General features: G+C 63.0%; 23 protein-coding genes. 9 read left to right on the top strand and 14 right to left on the bottom strand.

Annotated elements, in window-relative coordinates; translation table 11 throughout:
* Positions 1 to 2: 2 nt before the first annotated feature.
* Positions 3 to 533, bottom strand: coding sequence for a hypothetical protein (locus MHX66_RS05835; RefSeq protein WP_239201120.1), 531 nt, complete (start codon positions 531 to 533; stop codon positions 3 to 5).
* Positions 534 to 669: 136 nt separating this feature from the next.
* Here MHX66_RS05835 and MHX66_RS05830 point away from each other — a divergent pair, with 136 nt between their 5' ends.
* Complete coding sequence (locus MHX66_RS05830) at positions 670 to 2,409, top strand: FUSC family protein (protein ID WP_239201118.1); 1,740 nt, start codon at positions 670 to 672, stop codon at positions 2,407 to 2,409.
* 34 nt (positions 2,410 to 2,443) lie between these two features.
* Here MHX66_RS05830 and lepA read toward each other — a convergent pair whose 3' ends face one another.
* Positions 2,444 to 4,294 carry a translation elongation factor 4 gene (gene lepA, locus MHX66_RS05825; RefSeq protein WP_239201113.1) on the bottom strand — a complete coding sequence of 617 codons (1,851 nt, stop codon included), beginning with the start codon at positions 4,292 to 4,294 and terminating at the stop codon, positions 2,444 to 2,446.
* A 116-nt stretch (positions 4,295 to 4,410) separates the two neighbouring features.
* On the opposite strand from lepA, the gene MHX66_RS05820 reads away from it, so the two are divergent.
* From MHX66_RS05820 to MHX66_RS05810, 3 genes are all read left to right on the top strand, one after another.
* A complete protein-coding gene (locus MHX66_RS05820) occupies positions 4,411 to 5,010 on the top strand; it encodes a type II toxin-antitoxin system PemK/MazF family toxin (RefSeq protein ID WP_035005334.1) in 600 nt (199 codons plus the stop codon).
* A gap of 261 nt (positions 5,011 to 5,271) precedes the next feature.
* Positions 5,272 to 5,535 (top strand): 30S ribosomal protein S20, encoded by a 264-nt coding sequence (rpsT, locus tag MHX66_RS05815; protein WP_005296442.1) that lies wholly within the window; start codon positions 5,272 to 5,274, stop codon positions 5,533 to 5,535.
* Positions 5,536 to 5,748: 213 nt separating this feature from the next.
* Positions 5,749 to 6,786: an ADP-ribosylglycohydrolase family protein gene (locus MHX66_RS05810; protein WP_239201106.1), complete on the top strand. Its 1,038-nt coding sequence runs from the start codon at positions 5,749 to 5,751 to the stop codon at positions 6,784 to 6,786.
* Between the two features lie 16 nt (positions 6,787 to 6,802).
* Here the strand turns inward: MHX66_RS05810 and holA are convergent, their stop codons facing one another.
* The 7 genes from holA to nadD all read right to left on the bottom strand — a co-directional run bounded on the left by holA (position 6,803) and on the right by nadD (position 13,870).
* Entirely contained in the window at positions 6,803 to 7,786 is a 984-nt protein-coding gene (gene holA, locus MHX66_RS05805; RefSeq protein ID WP_239201104.1) for a DNA polymerase III subunit delta, read from the bottom strand.
* 34 nt (positions 7,787 to 7,820) lie between these two features.
* The gene (locus MHX66_RS05800; protein ID WP_239201103.1) at positions 7,821 to 9,806 is read right to left on the bottom strand and encodes a ComEC/Rec2 family competence protein; all 1,986 of its coding nucleotides are present in this window, start codon (positions 9,804 to 9,806) and stop codon (positions 7,821 to 7,823) included.
* On the bottom strand, positions 9,790 to 10,677 hold the full coding sequence (locus MHX66_RS05795) for a ComEA family DNA-binding protein (RefSeq protein WP_239201102.1): 888 nt from the start codon (positions 10,675 to 10,677) through the stop codon (positions 9,790 to 9,792). Before MHX66_RS05795 ends, MHX66_RS05800 begins: the two co-directional genes overlap by 17 nt.
* A 136-nt stretch (positions 10,678 to 10,813) precedes the next feature.
* Positions 10,814 to 11,869, bottom strand: coding sequence for a DegV family protein (locus MHX66_RS05790; RefSeq protein WP_239201101.1), 1,056 nt, complete (start codon positions 11,867 to 11,869; stop codon positions 10,814 to 10,816).
* Positions 11,870 to 11,872: 3 nt separating this feature from the next.
* Positions 11,873 to 12,682, bottom strand: coding sequence for a histidine phosphatase family protein (locus MHX66_RS05785; protein ID WP_239201100.1), 810 nt, complete (start codon positions 12,680 to 12,682; stop codon positions 11,873 to 11,875).
* A 19-nt stretch (positions 12,683 to 12,701) separates the two neighbouring features.
* Positions 12,702 to 13,175: a ribosome silencing factor gene (gene rsfS / locus MHX66_RS05780; protein WP_005296457.1), complete on the bottom strand. Its 474-nt coding sequence runs from the start codon at positions 13,173 to 13,175 to the stop codon at positions 12,702 to 12,704.
* Positions 13,176 to 13,231: 56 nt separating this feature from the next.
* Positions 13,232 to 13,870 (bottom strand): nicotinate-nucleotide adenylyltransferase, encoded by a 639-nt coding sequence (gene nadD, locus MHX66_RS05775; protein ID WP_347934549.1) that lies wholly within the window; start codon positions 13,868 to 13,870, stop codon positions 13,232 to 13,234.
* Positions 13,871 to 14,016: 146 nt separating this feature from the next.
* Between nadD and MHX66_RS05770 the strand changes: the two genes are divergently transcribed.
* Positions 14,017 to 14,859, top strand: coding sequence for a YwiC-like family protein (locus MHX66_RS05770; RefSeq protein ID WP_239201099.1), 843 nt, complete (start codon positions 14,017 to 14,019; stop codon positions 14,857 to 14,859).
* A 58-nt stretch (positions 14,860 to 14,917) separates the two neighbouring features.
* On the opposite strand, the gene MHX66_RS05765 is transcribed toward MHX66_RS05770, so the two are convergent.
* Complete coding sequence (locus MHX66_RS05765; protein WP_239201098.1) at positions 14,918 to 16,222, bottom strand: glutamate-5-semialdehyde dehydrogenase; 1,305 nt, start codon at positions 16,220 to 16,222, stop codon at positions 14,918 to 14,920.
* Between the two features lie 166 nt (positions 16,223 to 16,388).
* On the opposite strand from MHX66_RS05765, the gene MHX66_RS05760 reads away from it, so the two are divergent.
* Positions 16,389 to 16,751 carry a DoxX family protein gene (locus MHX66_RS05760; protein ID WP_239201097.1) on the top strand — a complete coding sequence of 121 codons (363 nt, stop codon included), beginning with the start codon at positions 16,389 to 16,391 and terminating at the stop codon, positions 16,749 to 16,751.
* 80 nt (positions 16,752 to 16,831) lie between these two features.
* Here the strand turns inward: MHX66_RS05760 and proB are convergent, their stop codons facing one another.
* Positions 16,832 to 18,091, bottom strand: coding sequence for a glutamate 5-kinase (proB, locus tag MHX66_RS05755; RefSeq protein ID WP_370646280.1), 1,260 nt, complete (start codon positions 18,089 to 18,091; stop codon positions 16,832 to 16,834).
* 138 nt (positions 18,092 to 18,229) lie between these two features.
* Positions 18,230 to 19,741: a GTPase ObgE gene (gene obgE, locus MHX66_RS05750; RefSeq protein WP_239201084.1), complete on the bottom strand. Its 1,512-nt coding sequence runs from the start codon at positions 19,739 to 19,741 to the stop codon at positions 18,230 to 18,232.
* Between the two features lie 218 nt (positions 19,742 to 19,959).
* Here obgE and MHX66_RS05745 point away from each other — a divergent pair, with 218 nt between their 5' ends.
* From MHX66_RS05745 to MHX66_RS05735, 3 genes are read left to right on the top strand one after another with little or no spacing between them, the layout of a single operon-like run.
* Positions 19,960 to 21,144: an ABC transporter substrate-binding protein gene (locus tag MHX66_RS05745; RefSeq protein ID WP_239201082.1), complete on the top strand. Its 1,185-nt coding sequence runs from the start codon at positions 19,960 to 19,962 to the stop codon at positions 21,142 to 21,144.
* Between the two features lie 18 nt (positions 21,145 to 21,162).
* Positions 21,163 to 22,290, top strand: coding sequence for an iron ABC transporter permease (locus MHX66_RS05740; protein WP_239201080.1), 1,128 nt, complete (start codon positions 21,163 to 21,165; stop codon positions 22,288 to 22,290).
* A gap of 3 nt (positions 22,291 to 22,293) precedes the next feature.
* Positions 22,294 to 23,073 (top strand): ABC transporter ATP-binding protein, encoded by a 780-nt coding sequence (locus MHX66_RS05735; protein WP_239201078.1) that lies wholly within the window; start codon positions 22,294 to 22,296, stop codon positions 23,071 to 23,073.
* Positions 23,074 to 23,257: 184 nt separating this feature from the next.
* On the opposite strand, the gene rpmA is transcribed toward MHX66_RS05735, so the two are convergent.
* Together rpmA and rplU are read right to left on the bottom strand one after the other, a co-directional pair.
* Positions 23,258 to 23,524: a 50S ribosomal protein L27 gene (rpmA, locus tag MHX66_RS05730; RefSeq protein WP_005296479.1), complete on the bottom strand. Its 267-nt coding sequence runs from the start codon at positions 23,522 to 23,524 to the stop codon at positions 23,258 to 23,260.
* A 45-nt stretch (positions 23,525 to 23,569) separates the two neighbouring features.
* A complete protein-coding gene (gene rplU, locus MHX66_RS05725; protein WP_005296481.1) occupies positions 23,570 to 23,872 on the bottom strand; it encodes a 50S ribosomal protein L21 in 303 nt (100 codons plus the stop codon).
* Positions 23,873 to 24,034: the final 162 nt, after the last annotated feature.

Raw genomic sequence — 24,034 nt, 5'->3', positions numbered from 1 at the left:
CGCTAGGCAGGCGTCAGCGCGCCGGCAGTGGCGATCACCGCGAACTCCGCGATCCAGATCCACAGCCAAGGGCGCTTCGGTAGCAATGGCAGCTCGTCTGCCAGTGAAGGCCGGGCGAAGATGGACTGTGTCGCCGAGTCGAAGGATTCCCACACTTCCCGGTAGCCGGACTCCGTGGCAGCCCACTGCCGAACCGCCTTGGTATCGCGGTTGTTCGCATACATCCAGAACAGTGCCGGTCCGGCAAACATGAGGAAGTAAAGTACAGCCAGGAGGATCTTCAGGCCTCCATCGACGTCCTCCATCGAGCCGGATAGGATCCCGAACAGCATCATCGCACCCAGGATCAATGCCAGCCAGGCCGCGATCTTCTTCGCGGTGCTCGGGCGGTACTTCGACAACCGAATGCGACGAGCTTCCAGATCCTGCTCATCGGAAGTGCGCACGACCTGCCCATCATGTGGATCCTCGTCGGGCATCCAGCCAGCCAGATAATCCTTATCCTGCGGGCGCTGCGGGTCCTTGTAACTCATGGATCTCAGTGTAGGCACTGCGCCGGACAACCCACAGTTCATTGTTCGATTTCGAGGGCTACACTGTGAATGTCCCTATGACTGTCCCAATGGACGTCCTATTTCGCCGACGCATAAGAGGAAACATACAGACGCAGTGAGCCAAACCAGCCCCGACCATCAGCCCTCCCCACTATTCCCGAAGCCCCCGCGCAACCCCGCGGAGTTCCCCATCCCCCAACGCCCGAGCGCTTGGGAACTGTTCAGTACCTTCAACTCAAAGGCCTCGGGCTGGGCTGGTGGACTGCGAGCCGCACTGTCGTTGCTGATCCCCGGCACTATCGCATGGTCACTGGGCCACACCGATGCGATGTTGCTAGTCGCCGGCGGCGCTTTCACCGTCATTTACGGCGGTAACCTGCCGTACCGCACCCGCCTGAAGGTGATGGCGTTCTCCGCCATTCTGCTGGCCGCCTGCCCCACTATCGCCGCCTGGCTGGGCAAGATGATGTGGGAGCACATGGATTCCGGCGGCTCGCACTGGTGGCTACTCATCGCCGGCGTGTACTGCACCTTCCTCTCCGGCGTGTTCACCTACGCCCAGAATGCACTGCGCCTGCCGCCACCGGGCGGCTTCTTCATCGTCATGGTCTCCGGCGGTGCCACCATGATCGCCCGCAACGACCTCAACCCGCTAGCCATCGGCGGCTGGGCCCTGTTCGGCGCGTTCGTCGCCATCATCGTGGGCATGTTCCCCGCCCTGTTTAACCCGCGCGGCCCGGAGCAACAGGCCATCCGCACCCTTAACAACGCAGTAGCAGACTTCGCTGAGGATCCAAGCCCCGGCAACTACTACCTGGCCCGCACATCCCTCTCCGAGGCATGGGCCACGCTCATGGGCGCGGGCATCGTCTCCGGCGGCAGGGTCGTCCGCGAATCACAACGCGGCCTGGTGGTGCAGGTGCAGCAGGCCCGCCAGAAACTCATGGCCGCCAGTGCGCACTCGGGCTACGTAGATACGGACGAGGACTTCTCCGATACCAACGGCATGGTCGACCCCACCCGCACCGCAATCCCACACCACAAGCCATCAGTGAAGTACCGCTTCGGCCGTTCCCTCAATATCCACAGCCATGCAGAGCTCAGCATGGAAAAAGTGGTGCTGGCCAGCCTGGTCTCTTGCGCCCTCACGATCTGGCTGGGCCTGGACCGCCCCGACTGGGGCGTGATCACCGCCCTGCTGATCCTGCAGTGGGGTCCGGAGAAAGTCCCCGGCACCATCCGTGGCGTCCACCGTCTCTTGGGCTCCATCCTGGGCATCGGCCTGTTCGCCATCGCCCATGCTTTCCAAATCGGTGGCCTCCCCCTGCTGTTCCTGCTGGCTGCCTGCCAATTCGCCGCGGAGTTCTTCATCGTCAAGAACTATGCGTTCACCGTCATCTTCACCACACCCATGGCGCTGATGATGGGCAACTCTCTGGACCGTCCGCTCGGCGACGTGGTGATCGATCGCCTCGCCGAGGTGTGTATTGCGGTTATCTGCTCGTTTATCTTCTTGTGGCTGTGGCGCACTACGTCGGACGCCCACTACCACCGCCGCCTGGTAGGCCACTGCGAAGCGGCAATGGGTGCATTGCTGGGCGCCTTGCTGATCAACCCGCCGGACCGCGCGCTCTACGCGCGCCGCGATCTGCAGTTCGAGCTGCTCAGCGAGCGCAAGCACATGATGAAGATGATCAACAACAACTCGCCCTATGCACGCAGCGTGTGGGCCAAGCACAACCAGCTGCAGCTCACCGGATATACCCTGCTGGATTACTGCAACGCCCACGCGAACGAGGAGCTCTCCTTAAGCGAGATCAACCGCCTGGCCGCGGCAGTGCGCCAGCTCGGCTGAGCCTAGTGGGCGTCAAAAGATCTAGTCGGCAGATCTAGTCGGCGTCAGTAGACAGAGCCGCGACGAAGGCCTCCTGCGGAACAGAAACCGAACCGATGGCCTTCATGCGCTTCTTGCCTTCCTTCTGCTTCTCCAGCAGCTTGCGCTTACGTGACACGTCGCCGCCGTAGCACTTGGAAAGAACGTCCTTGCGCAGGGCGCGGATGTTCTCGCGGGCAATGATCTTGGAGCCGATGGCGGCCTGCACCGGCACTTCGAACTGCTGGCGCGGGATGAGCTCCTTGAGCTTCACCGTCATCTTGTTGCCGTACCAGTGGGCATTCTCGCGGTGGACAATAGCGCTGAACGCATCCACCGGGTCGCCCTGCAGCAGGATGTCCACCTTCACCAGGTCGGCCAGCTGCTCGCCGGCTTCCTCGTAGTTCAGCGAAGCGTAGCCCTTGGTGCGGGACTTCAGCTGATCGAAGAAGTCGAAGATGATCTCGCCCAGCGGCATGGTGTAGCGCAGCTCCACACGATCCTCGGAAAGGTAGTCCATGCCGCCCATCTGGCCACGCTTGGACTGGCACAGCTCCATCGTCGCGCCCAGGAACTCCGCCGGCACGATCACGGTCATCTTCACAATCGGCTCGTAGATCTCGCGCATCTTGCCACCCGGCCAGTCCGAAGGGTTGCGCACCAGCACCTCGCTGCCGTCCTCCTTGACCACGCGGTACACCACGGAAGGAGCGGTGGAGATCAGGTCCAGGTCGAACTCGCGCTCCAGGCGGGCGCGGGTGATCTCCATGTGCAGCAGACCCAGGAAGCCACAGCGGAAGCCGAAGCCCAGGGCCACGGACGTCTCGGGCTCGAAAGTCAGGGAAGCATCGTTGAGCTGCAGCTTCTCGATGGCCTCGCGCAGATCCGGGTACTGGTCGGCGCTGATCGGGAACAGGCCGGAGTACACCATCGGGGTCGGCTCCTGGTAGCCCTTCAGCGGGGTTTCCGCACCGTTGACGGCCCAGGTGATCGTGTCGCCCACCTTGGACTGGCGGACGTCCTTCGCGCCGGTGATGATGTAGCCAACCTCGCCCACGCCCAGGCCCTTGGTCTTCGTCGGCTCCGGGGAGACCACGCCGATCTCTTGGGTCTCGTGGGTCGCGCCGGTGCTCATCATCTCGATCTTCTGGCGGGATTCCAGCCTGCCGTCCATCATGCGCACGTAGGTCACCACGCCGCGGTAGATGTCGTACACGCTGTCGAAGATCATGGCGCGGGCGGGGGCATCGGCATCGCCGACGGGCGCGGGCACCAGCTCGCAGACCTTATCCAGCAGCTCGGATACGCCCTCGCCGGTCTTGCCGGATACCCGCAGCACGTCCTCCGGCTCGCAGCCGATGATGTGCGCGATCTCCAGGGCGTACTTTTCCGGGTCCGCCGCGGGCAGGTCGATCTTGTTCAGCACCGGGATGATTTCCAGGTCGTTTTCCATCGCCAGGTACAGGTTCGCCAGCGTCTGCGCCTCGATGCCCTGTGCTGCGTCGACCAGCAGGATGCAACCCTCACACGCCTCGAGGGCGCGGGAGACCTCGTAGGTGAAGTCCACGTGGCCAGGCGTATCGATCAGGTGCATCACCAGCTCTTCGCCCGCGTGCGCGCCGGTCTTCGGCACCCAGGGCAGGCGCACGTTCTGCGCCTTAATGGTGATGCCGCGTTCGCGCTCGATGTCCATGTTGTCGAGGTACTGGTCGCGCATGTTGCGGTCCTCGACCACGCCCGACATCTGCAGGATACGGTCCGCCAGGGTGGACTTGCCGTGGTCGATGTGGGCAATGATGCAGAAGTTGCGGATCCTCTCTGGGTCCGTAAACGTCTCTGTGGCGTAATTCTTCTGCTTGGCTGCCATTTGCCCTCCTCTTTCGCTTATGCGTAACCCTACTATGCATCGCCCCGGAAGTAGCAGACGGGGTTTAGCTGCGAACCTTATTACTGTGCGCACGTGGTTCGGGTAATCTGTCACCTATGGCTGGTTCCGAAGGAAGTGTTGTGGATGTGACGCCCCCACGGGGGAAATCCCGCAATCCCATTGGGGCCATCAAGGGGTTCTTCCAGCGGTTTTATATCCGTCATTTCACGCGCCGGCAGGCTCTGAAGCGCGGCATCGCTGAACTTAATGCACACCTGGGAATGGGGGCGGAGTACGCCGGTTTGGCGGGCGACCGGGACGAAACCATCAAAACTCCCAGCCGGGAGCTCGCCCGCCCCGTCACCTACATCCCGGACATGGACGGGCAAGCGGATGCTGGTGAGGTCGTGTGGGCAGACATCCGCCCGAAGAAGGGAGTGCCCCCTGAGCGGCGCGCGGTGCTTGTGGTCGGGCGCAAGAGCCACCGGCTTCTTACTCTGCTGATTTCCTCCCGCGAGGAGTACGCTGATCAGCCGATCTGGGTTCCCATAGGAACCGGCCCGTGGAGCTCCGGCGCGGACCGCGATAGCTGGGTGCGTATAGATAAGGTGCTGCAGGTGCCGGAATCTCACATCCAGCGCCGCGGCATCCCGCTGCCCTCCCGCCGTTTCGATCGAGTAGCCAACGTGCTGCGCCAGGAGTACGGCTGGGGCTAGATGTGGGGCTAAAAGCCCCGCCCGGAGCTTTTTGCCTTTTCTGCTCCCCTGCTGCTAACATTTCCCGAGTTCACAGTGCTGCTCGTAGCAGCCACTAGCGCTAACCCCTAGCGCCAGCGCCGTTGTTGAGACGCACTGCGAGGCCACGCCGCATCCCACAGGACCTTGGGTGGGGTGTTAGAGACCGCGCGGCCGCGGCGGGAGCCCGCTCCCCTGAACAGGTTTTTTCCGAAGACTTATTGAAAGAAGAGGTACGCCACCATGGCAAACATCAAGCAGCAGAAGAAGCGCGTTCTCACCAACGAGATCGCTCGCAAGCGCAACCAGGCTATTCGTTCCCGCCTGCGCACCGAGACCCGCAAGTTCAACGCCGCCGTTGAGGCTGGCGACAAGGAAGCCGCTGAGGCTCAGCTGCGCGTCGCTTCCCGCTTCTACGACAAGGCCGTCACCAAGGGCACCATCCACCGCAACAACGCGGCAAACAAGAAGTCCGGCATGGCCGCTCGCTTCAACAAGATGGCCTAAGGTTTATCCAAAAGATTCTCCAGCCGGCACTTGCCTGAATCGAGGCCCGCACCCTTCTACAGAGGTTGAGACGTTGCGTCACAAAGCAACAACAGCAACAATCTCCCCCGGGTGCGGGTTTTCGTTATGCCCTAAGCTTAAGAGCTAGATTAGGGCTGGATACAGCCACAGCTGACCGCTGCTAATGACTTTTCAAAGGAGTTCGACAAAGGGATGAAGGATCGCTTCCGCTCAGCCCTACTCGGCACCGCCCTGGGCGATGCGTGGGGTTACCCGTACTTGAACGAGCCGCAGCCCGAGCGCACCCCGCTACCCGATTCGCTGGTGATCAGCGACGCTACGCAGATGACCCTGGCCCTGTGCGCCGCTATGGCGGAGATTGACGACGGGGACCTGGACCGCGAAGAGGGCATGCAGGCCATCGGCCAGCACTTCATCAACTACCACGGCGACAGGGACTACGACCGTCACCCCGGGGCTTCGAACACCGAGTCTCTGGAGCGGCTGAGCCTGCTCGGGGCGGAGCACTGGGACGATGTGGCGACGCACTCGGGTGGCGCCGGTGCCGTGATGCGCGTGGCCGCCAGTGCTTTGCTCGCTCCCGCCGATGAAGGCGTGGGCTGGTCCGTCCTGCAGGGCATCTTGACTCACGACTCGGGCGTGGCCCGCGCGGCATGCGCCATGGTGGCCTGCATGCTGGCTGCGAAGAAGGGCACCCGCCTGCTCGACGTCGCAGAGGGACTGGCTGGCGACGAAAACTTCGATAACGATAGCCTGCTGACCAACGAGGAGAAGCTGGACATCCTCACGGACCTGGACGAGGCCCTAATCACGGATCTGACCGGCCCTGACGTTCCGCTGAGTGAGCTGATCTCGCGGGTCAGCGCCGTGCACGAGCACCTCACCCCGTTCCTGCAGCAGGGCGACTTCGAGGAGCTGTACCGCCATAGCGGCAAGTTCGTGCAGATTCTAGGTCGTGGGTGGGACGCAGGCTCCTGCACCGCCTCTGCCCTACTGCTGGCGCAACTGTACCTGGATAATCAGGATCAGTACGCCCCGCACGACTTCCTGCACGTTGCCGTGAACTGGCCGGGCAACCGCAGTACTCGCGCGTCGCTGACCGGCGCGCTGATCGGCTCCCACCTGGAGGGTGGCGTTGACGCATGGGAGGAAACCCGCGAGTACGATTTCGAATCCCGCTACGACGACGCTGTGCACTGCGGCGTGTGGAAGGGCTTCAGCGCCCGGTAGCGCTATACCCGCTGCGCTATCTGCGCGCTGGCTGCCCGCCAGCGACGTAGGCGATTTTCCGCACCGCGTCCTCGACCGCGAAGTCGGGGTCGGCGCTGTGGCCCTTCACTCCCGCGTCTAGCTCCGCGGTGATCTGCACCGCCTGCGCGATCATGGGGGTGGTCCAGCGCCGGGCGGTGCGGATCGTTTTATCCAGCTTCCACGGTGCCATGCCGAACTTCGCCGCATCCCGGCGGGAGTTGATGTTGCCCGCGCCCGCCACCTTCGCGATGTCCGCGATCCCGGAGCTCAGCGCGCTGGCCAGCAGAACCGGCGCCACGCCCAGCTGTAGCGCCCGGCGCGCCAGCGCCACTGCGGCGCGGACGTTTCCGGCGATGGCGTAGTCGGCTACTTCGAAGCCGCTGACCTCCGCTTTGCCCTGGTAGTAGCGCTTCACCGCTGCAGCGTCCACGTGGCCGTCCGTATCTGCGATCAGCTGGCTGATGGCGCTGGCCAGCTGGCGGAGGTCGCTGCCCACCACGTCCAGCAGCAGCTCGCACACTTCACGGGTTACCCGCGCGCCCTGGCTGCGGAACTCTTGGTCGATGAAGGCCAGCTGTTCGCGGCCTTTGAGCGCCCCGGCTTGGAATACCACCGCGCCGAGTTTCGGCCAGCTATCCACCAGCTTCTTGTTGCGCCCCTTGCCGGTGTGCACGATGATCAGCACCACCCCGTCGGCCGGGTCCTTGATAGCTTGTTCCAGCAGCCCGACGATCTCCTTGCCCGTATCCTCCACGCCGGTGACGACCACAATGCGGTCTTCGGCGAACAGGCTGGGGCTTAGCAGTTCGGCCAGTTCGGGTGCACTGAGTTCCGAGGCTTTGCGCATCTCTACCGGCAGGTTTGGGTCTCCGCTGGCGGCCCGCGCTTGGTCGACGATGCCCTGCCTGCGCCGTTCGGCCAGGAAGTCATCGCCGCCGACGATCAGGTTGATGGGTGCGGGATGCTCGGGGCGGTTCATGGGTTCGATCTTGCCAGATCTGCGCGCGCGACTTCTAACGGATCTCCACCTTGTCCTTGCACGGGTAGTACACGGGCACCCCGTTGGGCATAAAGCTGGGTCTGTCGTGGGGTTTCCCGCACTGCGTCACAATCACCGCCACCTGTTGCGTTCCCCCTTTCTCCGCCACGGATGTGTCGATCTGTTGCTGTTGCCGCATCGCCTGGTCATCGTCTCGAACCTGAAACACTGCCTTGCCGGTAAGGTCCACCGGCCCTGTCTGGATTGCTGCGGGCGCGTCTGGTTTTTCTAGTTTTATGACGCCCCCTCGTCCCCACACCCCTATCATCAGCACCCCGCACATAAGCGTGGCCCAGCCCCACCGGAGGGTGCGCCAGTAGCTGGCGTAGCGCACGCTCGCCAGCACTACCGCCAGCAGTGCGCTGGCGATGCCCGCCCATGCCCATCCGCCTGGGGTGGCAAGCATAGGCGCGCTAGACCCCGTGCGGGCCACCTGCAGCACCCATGCCGCGCATGGCACCGCGGGGGCGACGATGAGCTTGGCCAGCAGCATCGTCACCGGTGGATAGATCGCCGCCAGCAGTGCTGCCATGAGCCCCAGTACGGTGATCACTGGAACCACCGCCGTCACCGCCAGGTTGCAGAGGACCGCGACCAGGGAGACTTTCCCCGTCATATGAACAATGATCGGAATGGTCACCAGGTCCGCTGCGATAGCCACCAGAACCATGCGCACCACCATCGCCTGCAGCTGGGTGGGCCGCTCGTGCACGGGCAGCCAGGGAAACAGCGGCATCCTCGCCAGCACGGCTTTCGACCACCAGGGAAGCACCCCCACGATGCCCGCCGTTGCCGCCACCGAGAGCACGAAGGCGTAGCTAATGGCCATGCCCGGGGAAAGCACCATCAGCGCGATGATGGCCGCACTCAAGGAGGCGATGATGTCCGTCCAGCGGGCAGAGGCCACTGCCACCAGGCCGACGCTGCCCATGATCGCCGCGCGCAGCACACTGGGTTCCGGGCCGACCAGCAGCACGAAGGCCACCAGGGCGCCGGCTGCCACCAGCAGCTGGGTGAGGCGCCCCGCCCGGCAGGCCGTGGCCAGCACCAACGCGGCTCCAGTGACTACCGCGACATTGGAGCCCGAGACCGCGCTGAGGTGGCTTAGCCCAGTGACGGTGAACTGGTTGCGCAGGGTGGAATCCTGCATGCTGACGTCCCCCATCACCATGCCGGGCAGGATCTTCCCGGCTTCCCACGGCAGGTCAGTGCACAGCGCGTGGAAGCCTCCGCGCAGCCAAGCGGTGACGCCCCATATGCCCTCCGGCTCGGTGATGTTCTCCGGCGCCCGGGTGGCGGACAGGGTGACGGGAACCATCTCTGCCCCGCGGGCGGGGCGCATGGTGGCGGCAATGTCGAAGCTCATGCCGGGTTGGAGAGCCGTGAAATCGCTTGCGTCCACTGCACGGACCGCATCACCGCCAGCGCCGACTGCGCCTGCGTCTGTGGCACCGGCTCCGGCTTCGGTTCCGGCCAAATCGGGGCGCAGAAAGAGTGGCACCTCCCCCAGGCCGTCGACGTCCACGGGGACCAGCACCGTCCCCTCAGCGACCTGTTTCGGCAAGCCCGCCACCGTTACCCGCTGCTGCACACTGCCCGCTGTAGTGGAGAGGTCCTGCAGCAGCGGCTGGGCGTCAATAAGTAAGATCCGCCACCACGTGCCCAGGCCCACCGCGCTGGCGACGGCCCCGACAGTCGCAACGCTGCGCGCGAGGAGGCGGCGCCACGGGGCTCCGTAACTGCGGCGGGAGTGCCACCACCACGCAACGCTGGCGAGCGTGATGAGTCCTCCTACGACAAGTGGCCAGAAGCTGCGGGTGAGGATGATCGCGGCGGCCATGAGCCAGCAGCCAAGCGCGACGGGGACGAGCCGCAGATCAACACCGCGGGCTTTGGTAACGGCCTCTGGACTGAACGGCTCCGGCGCGCCCAACGCCAGCGAGCTAGATAGTGACGGCATCGCGCATCGCCTCGAACTTCGCCGGGCCGATGCCGCGGACGTCCAGGAGCTGCTCGATGCTGGTGAAGGAGCCGTTGGATTCTCGCCAAGCGATGATGGCCTCGGCGGTGGCGGGGCCAATGCCGCTGATGGTCTCCAGCTGCGCGGCGTCGGCGGTGTTGAGGTTCACTTTGCCGTCTGCGCCGTCGGCTTTACCTCCCTGCGCTGCTGACCCGCTGCCTGCCCCACCAGGTTTCGTCCCGTCCGCACCTGCGCCTCCGGCTCCACCCGGCGCGGCTTGCGCTCCACCGGCGTACACCACGCGCGAGCCACGATCATCCACCACGATCTGCATGCCATCGCTGACCGGCTCCGCCAGATTGATGCCCAACACGACCGCCTTAGGCAAACCGCCGCCTGCGGCTTCTATGGCCTCGCCCACCCGGGTGCTCGCCTGCACCCGAAGCAGCCCGGGGTGATGCACCATCCCCTGCACACTCACCACGACTTCCTGGTTATCGTCCTGCTCGATTGCCTGGCCGCCATCCCCCGCCGGGGCCAACCCCGTCCCGTCTGCCGTCGCGGCACCACCCGCACCTGTTTCAGTGGTGCCACCAGGTACCCCGGGCTCGCCAGTGGTCGCCCGTATATCGGCGCCGCCTACTCCCGCCCCGTCATCCGAATCTTGCCGTTGGCAGGCGAAGAACGTGACGCTGATGAGGACCGCCACGACCACCGTGACGATAAGCCCCCTGGATGCCGTGCTGCCTATGACCGTGTGCGTGTCTAGGTCAACGTTGGCGAGCTCATGCTCCGGCATGGGCTGGGCTAAGGCTTCGGCGCGGGCGCGAACCTTGTCGGCAGAACTCTGCCGCATACGTCGTGTGGACATGCGCCGATCAGACCATGCCCTATAGACCGCCAGCCGTCAGGCACCGCAAACGGCACGTCAAAACCCCAGGAGGCTGTGGAAAACTCCTCCCCTGTGGATAACCCGCGAGTAGAAGCTCCCTGTAGTCTCTCCTGAGCTACTCGGTGTCGCTGCTCTCTGCGCTGTTATCCTCGGCCTTCTCGCCGTTCGCCTCGGGCGCCTCCGGCGCCTCTGCAGTCTCGGCGGACTTATCTGCCACTGCCTCGGCAGAATCGTCTGCTTCTGTGTCGGTCGCCTCGACATTCTCCGCCGTACCTCGCAGCGTCGCCACCACGCCCAGTGCCCCCTGCCCCACGTGCAGCTGCAGGACCTCCGGGATTCTCACAATACTGACCTCTACCTGCGGCAAGGACTTCCAGGTCTCTATCCGAACCTGCCTGCGCAGCGAGTGCGGGCGCGGCTCCGGCAGATCGGTTGGGGCCTCCAGCTGGTTCAGCTGCTCAATCATCTCCCCCAGCCGCGCCGATAGATCCACTGCCTGGTCCTCGGCATCGCTGTGGTGCACGGCAATCTGCACGTCCCGCGGGTTGCCCTTGCCCGCCACGGCCTCGTCGATCACCAGGCGGCGCACCAGGTCCACCACGCGATCCATCGCCTTGGCCTGGGTGCGGGTCTTCGCCGCCAATGTCAGCTTGCCCTCAGTCACCTGCAGAATCGGCTTGATCGCCAGCGTGGAGGTCAGCAGCGCCTGCCCCACCGACAGGCGCCCGCCCTTGCGCAGCACATCCAGCTGGTGGACGTACAACCACAGGGAGGAGTTCTTCAGCGACTCCTCCGCCACCGCCACCACGGTGTCCAGGTCCGCACCTTCGCGCGCGGCCTCGGCGGCGCTCAGCGCAGCGAAGCCCAGCACCATGCCGATGCTCTTGGTATCCAGAACTTTCACCTGGCCGTCGAACACTCCCGCCGCCACGCACGCATTGGCATAGGTCGCGGACAGCTGCTTGGAAAGGTGCAGTGCCACCACACCCGCATCCCCACCGCGTTCCATCAGGCGGGCGTAGCTCGCGGTCAACTCCAGGCTGCTCAGGCTCGAGGTTGTCTGTTCTTCCCCTTCGCCCTCCACGTGCAAGTCCAGCACAGTGATGCCGGCCTTCTCCGCAAGCTCCTTCGTCAGGCAGCAGGAGGAATCGGTGACAATCTGGACAGTCACTACCTACCTACCTTCGCTGGGGTTGTGCGGGTTGGAGCGGGTGGCGTCATTACCCAAAGAGCTAGGGGCAGCACCTGGAAGGGCACCCTCGTCCGGGCTTGCGTCGGTGGCCACGCCCAAGTTCCAGCCCTCCAGGTGCCACTGCGGCAGCTTCCACCAGTCGGCGCGGCTGGAAGGCACCAGTGGCACCGTGCTTCCGTCGACCGCCACCGGGGTGGTGCCGGCCGCCTCACCAGTAAAGCGTGGGCGGGCCAACAGCTGCGACCAGCAGGCATTACCCAGGCCGGTGAACACCGGGTAGTAGCGCACCGGCAGGTCCAGCAGGCGGGCGGTAAGAGCACCGATCGTGCCGCCGTGGGCGACGATCATCACGTCGCCCTTGTCGAAGACATCGGTAGCCATGATCTCCTCGATCACAGAGTAGGCGCGCTCGGCAACCTCCAGGCGCGTCTCTCCGCCCGGCGGAGCCCACTGCGGATCGTGGCGCCAATACGCACGCTGGCCGGGGAAGTCGCGGTCCACCTCTTCGCGCGAGGCCCCCTGCCACTGCCCCAGATCCGTCTCCCGCAGGCGGGTATCGGTCGTCACCTCGCAGCCGAAGGGCTCGGCCAAGATCAGCGCCGTATCGTAGGCGCGCTTCAGGTCGCTGGCGATCACCCGCGCGATGCGCTTATCCCCCAGCATCTGCGCGGTGACCTTGGCCTGCTGCACGCCCACCGGGGACAGGTCAGTATCCAGCTGTCCCTGCATACGCCCCGTGGCGTTGTACTCCGTCTGTCCGTGACGGACCAAAAAGACCCTGCGCTCGCCCATGGTGAAGACTTATCAGCTTCTACAGCTCGTCCGCATCCGGGGCGGGTCCGGCCAGCGGCAGGTCGTCAATGCTGGTGGCCTCCAGAACGTCCACTTCTGCATCGGCATCCCAGTTGCTTCCGCGGTCCACCTGCTCCACGCCCTCGACCTCGATCTGCGGAGCATCGCGCCACAGGCGGTCTAGCGCGTAGAACTCGCGCTCTTCCTTGCGCTGGACGTGCACCACAACGTTGCCGTAGTCCAGCAGCACCCAGTGGCCCTCGCCGCGCCCCTCACGGCGGGTTGGCTTGGGGCCGTCCTGGCCCACCTCGTATTCCACCTCGTCGACGATGGAGTTCACCATGCGCTCGTTATCGCCGCTGACGATGACGAACACGTCCGTAATGGCCAAACGGTCCGAGACATCGAGGACCAGAATGTCCTCCCCCAACTTCTCGGCCGCTGCGCGCGCCGCCACTCCGGCGAGCGCGATCGAATCTGCAGTAGCAGTCAAAAAATTTCAGCCCTTCATGATTGGTTTAAAACACATCCAGTCTAGCAACCCACCAGCTATTCGCTGGGAACGTACATGCCGTGCTTGGCGATGTACTGCACCACGCCGTCGGGCACCAGGTACCACACGGGGCGGCCATTCGTCGCCCGCTCGCGCACGTCGGTGGAACTAATGGCCATGGCGGGGATCTCCACCAAGGACAGGCGCCCGGCTGCGACTTCCTGCGATAGCGGATCGTCGCTGCCCTCGTCGCCCTTCGGCAGTTCATAGCCGGGGCGGGTAACACCCACGAAGTGCGCCAGGTCGAAGATCTTCTCCCAGTCCCGCCACGTCACAATCTTCTGCAGCGCGTCGGCGCCAGTGATGAAGAACAGCTCGGCCTCGGGGTATTGGGCGCGGATGTCCGCCAGGGTATCCACGGTGTACGTATCCCCACCGCGGTCGATATCCACCCGAGAGACCAGGAAGCGGGGGTTCGAGGCCGTGGCGACCACCGTCATCAGGTAGCGATCCTCCGCTGCGGAAACCTTCTTGTGCTTCTTCTGCCACGGCTGGCCGGTGGGCACGTAGATCACCACATCCAGGTCAAACAGGTCCGCAACCTCGCTGCCGGCCACCAGGTGCCCGTTGTGGATGGGATCGAAGGTGCCGCCCATGATGCCGACCCGGGTGGGCTGTGTGGTGGTCTTCTGCACTGTTGCTTCTGCCTTCTCTTCTTCCGGGCCGCGCTTCCGGCCGCCCGGGGCTTTATGTTTCCTGCCGGAAGATTCTAGTCTGGGGATGTGTGGGCGTTCGATCGCCCAAATTATAGGTGAAACAGCAGGGAGTGTCCGATCTAGCGATGAGTACGAACGCTTGGGTCCCAAATCAGCACGGTGCATGGGCGATGCTCATTTTGCCGATCGCCACGGGGCTGATCACCGCCGCTGTTATCGCTCCGTCCTACGGCAATCCGGTGCAGTGGTTGGCGCTGACCTTCATGCCTCTGGCCTGGATTTTCGGCTACTTCACGTTCTTCGCCTTCGGCCTGTGGTTCAAAACCCGCGCACCCGCCCGCCGTCGCGCTTACCTCTGGCCCACGCTGACGTACGGGGCTCTAACCGCCATATTCTCCGCGATTGTGCTGTATCTGCAGCCGCGATTGCTGTGGTGGTGCGTGCCGTTTGTGCCACTGATCGCGGTGGCTCTGATGGAGGTCTTCAGGAGGCGCCCCCGTAGCCTCATCTCCGGTATCTCCACCACGGTGGCAAGTGCCCTCATGTACATCGTCGCGGTCTCTGCCAGCGGTTTCTCCATCCTGCCGTGGTTCTTCAGCGAGGCCCCCGTCGCCGTTTGGGTAACCACACTGGTCATCGGCTTGTACTTCACGGGCACGATTTTCTACGTGAAGACCATTATCCGCGAGAGGGATAACGCGCCCTTCGAGCGGGTTTCGCTGCGTTACCACCGCATCGCGTTGTTGATCACGCTCATCACCTCGCTAACGGCCGCTATCGACGGTGGTTACACCGCCAGCGGCCCGCTAATGATCCTGGTGATGGCCGCCGCTGCCCTGCGCGCCAAGCTGATCCCACCGATCGCCAAGGCTAACCCCCGCGAGTGGACGCCCAAGAAGGTCGGCATGTGGGAGATACCGATGTGTCTGGTCCTGGCAGTCGGCGCGAGCCTTACGCTCGTGGTGTAGCTGTTCTTTCTTTATGACGCCCATTTATCAACCGGAGAAGTGAGCGCCAGCGCCACACTTAGGGGCGAACCTGGCCTTCGCCGTTGATAACCCACTTGGTGCTCGTCAGCTCCGGCAGCCCCATCGGGCCGCGGGCGTGCAGCTTCTGGGTGGAGATGCCGATCTCCGCACCGAAGCCGAACATCTCTCCGTCCGTCCAGGCGGTAGAGGTGTTGATGGAGATTGCGGCTGCGTCGACGTACTGCTCAAAGTAGCTAGTGGTCTTGTAGTCGCGGGCGGCAATCCCCTCGGTGTGGCTGGTGCCGTAACGGTTGATGTGGGTCACGGCTTCCTCCACGCCGTCGACGATGGCCACTGCAATGTCAAAGCTCAGGTACTCGTCGGTCCAGTCGGTTTCCTCCGCCTGGACGACGTCGTTGATCAGCGGATCCAGCTGCTTCTTCTCACCGTGCAGGGTCACGCCGGCCTTCTGCAGCTCCTCCAGTACGTAGATCTTGTCCGGGTCCGGCAGGGCGGAATCCAGCAGCACAACCTCGGTAGCGTTGCAGACGGAGCAACGGCGGGTCTTGCCGTTAATAACCAGCTTGGTGGCTTCCTCGATGTCCGCAGAGGAGTCAATGTAGAAGTGGCAGTTGCCCGTACCGGTCTCGATAGTGGGCACGGTAGCACCCAGCACCACTGCGTTGATCAGCCCAGCGCCGCCGCGCGGGATAACCAGATCCACCAGGCCACGGGCGGTAATTAGGTCCTGCACCGAGTCGTGGGTATCGCACGGCAGCAGCTGCACCAGCTCACGCGGCAGGTTGTGGCTTTCGGCAACATCCTGCAGGATCTGCACCAGTTTTTCATTGGTATGGCGAGCAGACTTGGAGCCGCGCAGCAGCGGCACGTTGCCGGACTTGATGGCCAGGCCGAAAGCATCGACGGTAACGTTGGGGCGAGCCTCGTAGACCATGCCCATCACACCCAGCGGCACACGCACCTGCTTCATACGCAGACCGTTGGGACGGGTGTGTCCGCGGACGATTTCGCCCACCGGATCCGATAGCCCGATGACCTGGCGCAGGCCGCCGGCAATACCGGAAATGCGCTCGGTATCCAGCGCAAGGCGGTCCAACAGGGAGTCGGCGAAGCCGCGCTCCTTGCCCGCTGCAATATCCTTCTCGTTGGCGGCGATAATGTCCGCCGCATTAGCCTCCAGCGCATCTGCTGCGTCAGCCAGCAGATCGTTCTTCTGCTGGGTGTTCAGCAGCAGCTGGGAACTGACCTCCTTGGCCTTTTTAGCCTTGGCTAGAACTTCGTCGCGTTCTGCCTGGCGTTCTGGGGAAAGGGTGTTCTCTTTAGCTTCGTTGGAGTTTGTCATACCAACCCATGCTAGCGAACTAGCCCCTAAGCTGCGGCACGTTGTTGGAAACCTGAATGCAGCATCGGTTCCTTGAGGGTAGTGTGACTTAAAGCACCGCTTCCCCGAAGTTGAAGCATATTTTCATGAACTGCTTTATCTTCGACTTTCGCAGAAAGGAATCCGAATGAGTTCCCTAGCAACACGCGGCAGCTACCTTTTGGCTGCCGTTCTCGCCGGTGACGCATTGATCTCCGTCAAGCCGCCTAAGTTCATACGCCGTTGCCTGGAGGGCGTTAAGTTTCCCGAAGATTGGTGGTGGGCGCTGATCGCGATCAAGTCTCTCGCAGCCACAGGGCTGGTTTACGGTGCGGCTACCGGCAACGCTTCAGTCGCGACAACCGTCTCAGTAGGTGTACTGGGCTATTTCCTTTCCGCAATCATCGCTCACATTAAGGCGAACTTCCTCGGATCAGAATTCTGGATCAACTGCCTGGGAATGACGGCTCTTAGCGCAGGCGTCCTTTCCTTTAATGCGAAGTCCATGTAGGGGCTTGCTTCGCCACACAACGGCACCGCCGCGCAGCTAACGCGGCTTCAGCCCCTCCGGGCCAAGGGATCACACCCCTACTAACCCTTTAGCTGCGCTCGGTTAGCGTAATGGGACATGTAGTCGGCGTGCACCACGGGCCTCCGGGCGAACTCGGGTAGGTCGGAGGTCGACTGGCCAATCAGGTCGTGCAGCATGGCGGAATCGTATGCCACCTCACCACGGCCGACGATGTTGCCATCCGGCCCCACCAGGTCCACCACGTCGCGCTGCGAGAAGTCGCCCTCGACCTTGGTGATACCCACCGACAGAAGGGACTTGTGATTCTCGGTCACTGCATGCACCGCGCCGGCATCCAGGTGCAGCTGGCCATAAGAATCTGCGGCGTACAGCACCCAGAACTTCCATGCGCTCAGGCGATCCTGATCCGGCCAGAAGCAGGTTCCTACCTCCGCGGTATCCAGGGCCGCGCCGATGTTCTCCGTGGAAGTCAGCAGCACCGGCACGCCCGCGCGGGAAGCCAGGCGGGCAGCCGATACCTTCGCCGCCATGCCTCCGGTGCCCAGGCGGCCACCGTCGCCAGCAGCCACGCCCTTCAGGTCCTTGGAACTCTTCACCTCGGCGATGAACTGGGCGCCCGGCTCGGCCGGGTTGCGGTCGTACAGGCCGTCCACGTCGGACAGCAGCACGCAGGCATCCGCGAAAGCCAGGTGGCTCACCAAAGCAGCCAGGCGGTCGTTATCACCGAAGCGCATCTCAGAGGTAGCGACCGTATCGTTCTCGTTGACAATCGGCACGGCCTTCAGCTGGCGCAAACGGTCAATGGTGCGCTGGGCATTGCGTGCGCGGTCGCGCTCTGCGGCGTCCGAAGCAGTAAGAAGAACCTGGCCGATAGTGCGACCGTAACGGGCGAAACTACGCGCCCACTCCTGGGCCAACAGCACCTGGCCGACAGACGCGGCGGCCTGCTTGGTAGCCAGGTCGGTGGGGCGCTGGGCGAGCTCCAGAGGCCCCATGCCACAGGCCACAGCACCAGAGGAAACGACGATGAGGTCGGTGTCGCGCGCCATGCGCGCCTCCAGCGCGTCGGCGATCATGTCGATCTGGTTCGGATCCACACGGCCGTCGTCGTCGGTCAGGGAGGAAGAGCCGATCTTCACCACCAGGCGGCGAGCGTGGGCGATGTCGGCGCGGACAGAGGAATCGTGCCCCATCGCCGGATCGTCTTCGTCCGCCTCCGGCTCGGGGAATTCAATGGACGTCGCGGGCACCACTGGGCCCGGCTCGTGCACTGGCCTTTGCCCGTAGGTCGGCACGGGCGTGGCTAATTCGGGAGTCATCTCCCCCGGTCCTGCGTAGCTAAACGCGGACTGGGCTGAACTGAACTCTTTTTCGTCTGCAATGTCGGAATCGGAGGATGACATACACACTAGTATGCCAGCCCCGCTCCCGGGGTTGTGCAGATTGGTTCAACGTGGCTACCCCTGCCAGCGTTCGCGCTCTGCGACCTCCCCGTCGCCGAAATCGTTCTCGTCGATCAGGCCGCGGCGGGCCTGCGAGGCGCGCTTGCGTTCCTCCGGTGTGGCGCGGGTGTTCTGCTCCAGGCGGATGTCAGAACCACGACCGCTGCGCATCACATCTACACCGGCAGCGGTTTGCGGGTCCCACTCGAAGGTGATCTCTCCGATCGTTACCTCGCTGCCCGCGTCCGCGCCGGCCTTGTAGAGTGCTTCCTCCACGCCGGCCTTCGCCAGACGGTCGGCCAGGTAGCCCACGGCCTCGTCGTTTTCGAAGTCGGTCTGGCGGATCCAGCGTTCGATCTTCTCTCCGTGGACGATGAAGGCATCCCCGGCGGAGGGGTCAGCTTCCACCTCGAAGTCGGCGAAACGCCCGCCGGAGCGCTTGCGCAACCCCTTCGGGGTAATCACCTGCGCGGGCTTCTCCTCCACCGGATTGGCCTTGCGGTGGGCCTTCACGATGTCCAGCAGCGCATACTTCAGCTCGTCCAAGCCCTTGTGCGCCACGGTGGAGATGCGGAAGATCGGCCAGCCGAACTCCTTGAGCTCTTCTTCCTGCAGGTCGGCCATGTCGGCAGCATCTGGCACGTCCATCTTGTTCAGGATGATCACGCGCGGGCGCTCGCGTAGGTCGCCCAGCCCGGAGTCGCTCGCCAGCTCCTCCTGGTAGTTGGCCAGCTCCTTCTCCAGGGCCTTGATGTCCGCGACCGGATCGCGGTCTGCCTCCAGCGAGGCGGCGTCCACAACATGGGCCAAAACGGCGGTGCGCTCAATATGGCGCAGGAAGTCCAACCCCAGGCCTTTGCCTTCGCTGGCGCCGGGGATCAGGCCCGGCACGTCGGCGACGGTGAACACCTCGTGGCCGACGTTGACCACACCCAGGTTCGGCACCAGGGTCGTAAACGGGTAGTCCGCGATCTTCGGCTTCGCGGCCGACAGCACGGAAATCAGCGAGCTCTTACCTGCCGACGGGAAGCCCACCAGTCCGACGTCTGCCATGGACTTGAGTTCGAGGATGACGTCTTTTGCCTCGCCAGGTTCGCCCAGTAGCGCGAAGCCCGGGGCCTTCCTGCTTTTGGACGCCAACGCTGCGTTTCCCAACCCACCGTGTCCGCCCGCGGCGACGATCATCCGCGTGCCTTTGCCTGTCAGGTCGGCGATCGCCTCGCCCTTGGAGTTAAGCACCACGGTGCCCTCCGGCACTTGGAGTACGAGGTCTTCCCCGCGCGCGCCGTGTCGGTGATCGCCAGCGCCGTTGTTGCCACGCTGAGCCTTGATGTGAGGGTGGAAGTGGAAGTCCAACAGGGTGTGCACCTGTGAGGAGACTTCCAGGATGATGTCTCCGCCGTGGCCGCCGTTACCGCCGTCGGGGCCACCGAGGGGGACGAACTTCTCGCGGTGAACAGAGGCGCAGCCGTGGCCGCCGTCACCGGCCTGCAGATGCAGCACTACGCGATCAACGAACTGTGGCATAGCTTTCCCTTGCTTTCTTTTCGCCCCAATTAATACTTCGAGCTCCGAGTCTATCTGTGTTTGGGGTAGCGGCCTAAAAGGTGGAGAATCCGAACCCTGTGTTTCCTCCATAGGCATACGTGAACTATAGTTAGCCTACCCTTGCCACTGGTAAGGCTAAGCTAAGCATGAGAGTGGGCTCGGCCCAGCCTCTCACACCCCTCACGTAAGGATGAACAATGCGTTTTTCTCCGCTTCGCAAAGTCTGCATCGGCGTCGTAGCAGCAACCACTGCCCTCGGCCTCGCAGCCTGCGGCGCATCTAACCCCAGCGACGGCAACGCTTCCGGCGCTAGTAAGTCCGGCTCCGCCATCACCATCACCGATGTGACCGGCCGGCAGGTCACCTTCGACTCTCGCCCAGAGAAGATCCTCCTCGCAGAGGGTCGCGGACTATTCGCCACCTCCATCTTGAACAAGGAAAACCCAACGGAGCACATCGTGGCCATCGGCTCCGACATGCACTCCGCCGCTCCCACCTTCGAAGAGAAACTCTCCAAGGCGGACAAAAAGTACAGCGACCTCCCGACCGTTGGAAACATTTCTAAGGGCGATGTGACCGTAGAGAACCTACTTGCCCACAAACCGGACGTCACCGTACTTTCCCTAGATCACAAGAAGGCCGCCGAAGAATCCGGCCTACTGGACAAGATGGATCAGGCTGGACTGAAGTACGTATTCAGTGACTTCCGCCAAAAGCCGCTGGAGAACACCACCAAGACGATGAGCCTCTACGGTCAACTGCTAGGCAAGGAAGATAAAGCCAAGGAGTTCAACGACTTCTACTCCGGCAAGGTTAAGGACGTCACCGACCGTGCAAACAAGGCAAAAGACAAGCCGAAGACCCTGGTCTGGCGCGCGGCGGGCATGAAGGACTGCTGCGGCACTGTGAAGAACTCCAACCTCGGCGATCTGGTCAACGCTGCGGGAGGAAAGAACATCGGCGACGACCTGCTGGACACGGAATCCGGGGACCTCACCGCAGAGAAGGTCCTCGCCGAACAGCCAGAGCAGATCATTGCCACAGGCGGCGCATGGGCCAAGGATCCCGAAAAGCCCGAGGTGCTGCCGCACGTGGAGCTCGGCTACACGGCCAAGCCCGACGTATCTGAGAAGACCCTCAAGGGACTGCTGGCCACGCCTGGTTTTAATTCGTTGAATGCTCCCAAGGAGGGCAAGCTACACGCGGTCTACCACCAGTTCTACGATTCCCCGTTTAACGTTTTCGCCCTTGAGCAGTTCGCACAATGGCTGCACCCCGAACTGTTCCAGGAACTAGACGTAGAGAAGGACTTCGCGGACTTCCACACGAACTGGCTGCCGTTCGAGTACTCCGGAACGTTCTTCACCTCCACCAAAAGCTAACCCCAAGAAGTAACCCCCATGTCCCACCTTTTAATCCCAGACAAGTCATCAACGGACGAAGGCGAGATATCCAACGCTCACGATGCTGCGCTTCCGGCCGGAGCCAGCGCAGTCGTCGAACAGTATCGTCGCCAGGCCAGGCGGAAAATCCTCGCCATTTTCGCGCTATCCATCGCTGCTTTCGCAGCCTTCGCCGTCGCCACGATCGTCGGCCCCATCGACCTGAGCTTGATGGAACTATGGAAGGCACTCATCGACCCCAACGGTGTCGATGAGACCACCCACACCGTCCTATGGAACCTACGCCTGCCTGCGTCAGTGATGGCCGTTCTCATCGGCGCCTCGCTCTCCCTATCCGGGGCGCACATGCAAACCATCCTGGATAACCCGCTAGCGGAACCGTTCACCCTTGGCATCTCCGCAGCAGCGGCGTTCGGCGGAGCCGCATCCATTGTGTTGGGCTGGACGGTGCTGGCTAACCCGCAGTTCAACCTCGCAGCCGTGGCTTGGGTGGCCTCGCTAGTGGCGGTATTTATCGTGGCGGGCGCTTCATTGTGGCGCGGTGCCAGCGCAGAATCTATGATTCTGCTCGGAATTGCGCTGGTGTTCTTGTTCCAGGCAATGCTTTCCCTGATGCAATACCGCGCGACAACCGAGGCACTGCAGCAGATCGTATTCTGGACGATGGGTTCGCTCCAGCGCGCGAACTGGACGTCTAACGCCATCATCTTCGGTGCGTTGGCAGTCGCGATTCCTTTCACCATCCTGAATTCGTGGAAGCTCACTGCCCTACGACTGGGCGATGATCGCGCGGCGGCGCTGGGAATCAACGTCCAGCGCTTGCGCGTCACCACACTCATAGTCTCCTCCCTACTGGCAGCCAGCGCGGTAGCGTTCGCGGGCGTGATCGGCTTCATCGGCCTGGTCGGCCCCCACGTCGCCCGCATGCTCGTCGGCGAGGATCAGCGCTACTTCGCCCCTGCATCCATGGCGGCCGGAGCTCTGTTGCTGGCCGCTGCACACGCGGTATCGATCACTGCGGTTCCTGGCGTGGCGGTGCCGATCGGCATCATCACATCCTTGGTGGGAGTTCCTTTCTTCCTCATTCTGGTGTTCGTCCGCCGACGCACGGTCTGGGGGTCCTAGCCCATGCTGACTATCGAAGATATCCACGTCCGCTACGGCAAGAATCCGGTTCTGCAGGGAGTATCCGCTTCCGGCTTTCAGCCGGGGTCCATCACCGGCCTGTTGGGGCCCAATGCCGCGGGAAAGTCCACCCTGGTGAAGACGATTGCTGGGATACAGCGGGCGTCATCAGGCACCTGCCGAGTCACCAGCAACGGCGAGGAACTATCCGGCACTAACCGGCGCGACGCGATTGGCTATGTTCCGCAAGACCTGCTGTCCAGTGCTTCCCTGACGGCCTTCGAATCGATCCTCGTGGCGACGAAACGATCGACACGCCGGGCAGCGGCCGCAACCGCACAGGAACAAGCGGCCGCAGTGCTGGAGCGGCTGGGGATTACACACCTGGCTTCGCGTTATGTTCACGAGCTGTCGGGTGGGCAGCGACAGCTGGTCGCCGTGGGACAGATGCTGGTGCGCGAGCCCGAGGTGCTACTTCTGGACGAGCCGACGTCTGCCCTTGATCTGCGGCACCAGGTGGAACTGTTGCAGCTCATCCGCCAAGAGGTATCCCAAAAGGATTCGATCGCGCTGATTGCGATTCACGACTTGAACTTAGCGGCGCGATACTGTGATCAGCTTATTGTGCTCCACCGGGGGCGCCTAATGGCGCAGGGGCAACCTTCCGAGGTGCTGACTCCTGGCCTGCTAGACGAGGTCTACGGACTGCGGGCGAAGGTGCTTAACGATGATGGCACGCCAGTGATCTGCCCTGTCGAGGAGTCAACGCCGAGCCTTAAGTAGCATTGACTACTCCAAGACAAGCCCCGGTTCCGCCGGGGCTATTTTCATGGCTAATATGAAGGATTTCATTACAGTATGGAAACGCAAAAACCCAGTGCACGCACTTAGTGCGTCCACTGGATTTTCAAGCTCTACGTGGGCTCAACCGAAGCTATGCCAAGAGCTAGCGAAGGCTAGCGAGAGCTTAGGCCTCGACTGCCTCGTTCTCGACGATGTTCACCACGCGGCGACGACGCTTGGTAGCGAACTGTACGGCGCCGGCCTTCAGGGCGAACAGAGTGTCGTCGCCACCACGGCCAACGTTCTCACCCGGGTGGAAAGAGGTGCCACGCTGGCGGATCAGGATCTCGCCGGCCTTGACCTGCTGGCCGCCGAAGCGCTTCACACCGAGACGCTTGGACTCGGAGTCACGGCCGTTGTTGGAGCTAGATGCACCCTTCTTGTGTGCCATTAGTCTCTCCCTCCTTAAGGAAGAAAATCGAAGTGTCTCGGTAGTTTACTTGATACCGGTGACCTTCAGAACCGTGAGGCTCTGACGGTGGCCGAAGCGGCGCTTGTAACCGGTCTTGTTGCGGTAGTGCATGCCGCGGATCTTCGGTCCACGAACATGCTCAACGATCTCAGCGTTGACGTTGACAGATGCCAGCTTGTCACCGGTGGTGACGTTTGCGCCATCGACGACGAGAACCGGGGTGAGAGCCACGGACGAACCCGGCTCACCCTCGATCTTCTCGACCTTGACGAGGTCACCTTCGGCAACCTTGTACTGCTTTCCGCCGGTCTTGACGATCGCGTACATGTAGGGCTACCCCTTTATTTCTCTAATCGGCTCAGGCAGCCCCCTGCGGGAAGGAAGCATCCTGACTGTTACTTTTGCTTAGCTGCGTTCGTTCCCCCAAAAGCGCCCGGGGCACTTCTGTGCACACTGTGCGAGCACAACTTGCTAGAAGCTAGTGCACTC

The organism is Corynebacterium sp. ACRPH (assembly GCF_022347285.1).
Lineage (GTDB): Bacteria > Actinomycetota > Actinomycetes > Mycobacteriales > Mycobacteriaceae > Corynebacterium.
The sequence above is the reverse complement of the archived record's forward strand: the minus strand, read 5'-3'. Positions and strand labels throughout refer to the sequence as shown.